This is a genomic window from Bradyrhizobium sp. P5_C11_2 (genome assembly GCF_054049755.1).
Genome location: NZ_JBFULT010000905.1, coordinates 1 through 1,815, shown reverse-complemented (window position 1 = coordinate 1,815; position 1,815 = coordinate 1). Strand labels below are relative to the sequence as shown.

Sequence of the window (1,815 nt, the reverse complement as noted above, 5' to 3'; positions counted from 1 at the left end):
GCTGAGTACAATGGGTACGAACATCGCGATCGCGGTTCTCGTCGCCGCGATGATCCGGCTGGTCGGTTATGGGCCGTTCCTGCTCGTACATCTGCCGATCATGGTTCTGGCGGYGTCGATCGGTGTCTGGCTGTTCTACGTCCAGCATCAGTTCGAGGACACCTACTGGTCCCATGACGAAAACTGGAGTTTTCACGAAGCTGCGCTGCACGGCAGTTCCCATTACCACCTGCCGGGCGTCTTGCGATGGTTCACCGCAAATATCGGCGTCCACCACATCCATCATTTGTCCAGTCGAATTCCTTGCTATCGATTGCCGGACGTGTTGCGGGACCATCCGCAGCTCGCTGGCGTTGGACGAATTACTCTGCTGCAGAGTTTGCGGTCTGTGCGGCTGGCTTTGTGGGATGAGGAGCGGCTGCGGCTCGTCTCCTTTGGCGAGGCAGCCTTGACCTCAACCGCCTCGCCGGTGTCGTCGTGCGGCGGCCTGGTTCACGCCGCCGCGGCGTGGCTGCTGAATGTCGTGAATGTGCGCGCCCCTTAGTGAGGCTTGTGGCTAGTTTTTAATCCTAAGGCGCTAATCGTTCAGCTGCTTTCTTCAACCAAAGCTTGTCGGTCCAAAAAAATGTATGCTGGTTTCGGGCCGCATCGTTGGCGGGCTTCGAAGCAAAGCGCTGTGGATCGAAAGATGAGATGGCCTCGGTGGTATCCAACGCGAGCTGACATTGTGGGCATCGTGTTCGCGCTGCTCCTGGCGTRTGCTGTCGTCTTTGTTTCCGTGCGATTTCCCTTCTTCCATCAAGCCACCGGCTTCGGACCCGATTGGGATTGCAAAGTCATGCCCAAGGGAGACCCCGTCTGCACCAGAAAGCTGGCGCGGTGAACAGTCGTTAATGCGGCGTCTGGGGCGATGTGTGACCTGGACTGTGACCTCCAAGTCGCTCGGCTCCAGCGCGGGGGCAAAAAACCGGGGGATGCGGCACCGCCAAGGCGGACATTCTGCCGCAGCGTTCGTCGCCAGCCCCGGGCGCGGGCTACCCTTTCTCCAGCGCAAGCTGTCGTATATGAGAGATTTGCCGCCGGAACGGGCCGAATATCGCCACATACGGAACGTAGGGCGGCTGCGATTTCTTAATCCAGAGATCGCAAACTGAGCAACCTGACACCTGATCGACCCAAGCGGACTGGCATTTCGACCGAGGRTGGCATGAAAAACCGACTGACGACGGCGCAATCCACCTTGGCGATGCGGCGTTGGGCGCCTCCCGGGATCATCGCGCTCGCGACCGCGGCGGTCTTTGCGGCGGTGACCCCGGCCACCGCGGCGAAGCAGGCGCGCCAGCCGGCCGAGGCCGTGGCGCCGCGCGAGGCCGGCGAGCCGATCATGGCGATCGTGTCGATCAAGAGCCAGCAGGTTACCTTCTACGACGCCGACGGCTGGATCCTGCGTGCCCCGGTCTCGACCGGCACCACCGGACGCGAGACGCCGGCCGGCGTCTTCGCCATCGTCGAGAAGGACAAGGACCACCACTCGACCATGTATGACGATGCCTGGATGCCGAACATGCAGCGCATCACCTGGAACGGCATCGCGCTGCATGGCGGGCCGCTGCCCGGCTACGCGGCCTCGCACGGCTGCGTGCGGATGCCGTTCGGCTTCGCGGAGKGCCTGTTCGACAAGACCAACATCGGCATGCGCGTGATCATCTCGCCGAACGACGCGGCCCCGGTCGATTTCTCTCATCCCGCGCTGTTCATGCCGAAGCGGGAGGCCATCGAGGCGGCGCCGCACCGTGTCGACAAGCTCTCCGGCGA

2 protein-coding genes are annotated in these 1,815 nt (G+C 62.3%); both read left to right on the top strand.

The annotated features are described in order from the left end of the window. Positions 1–544 (top strand): fatty acid desaturase (locus tag ACXJL8_RS40120; RefSeq protein ID WP_456686932.1); only part of this gene is annotated, 544 nt, incomplete at its 5' end. 663 nt (positions 545–1,207) lie between these two features. Further along, positions 1,208–1,815 (top strand): L,D-transpeptidase family protein (locus ACXJL8_RS40115; RefSeq protein WP_456686931.1); only part of this gene is annotated, 608 nt, incomplete at its 3' end.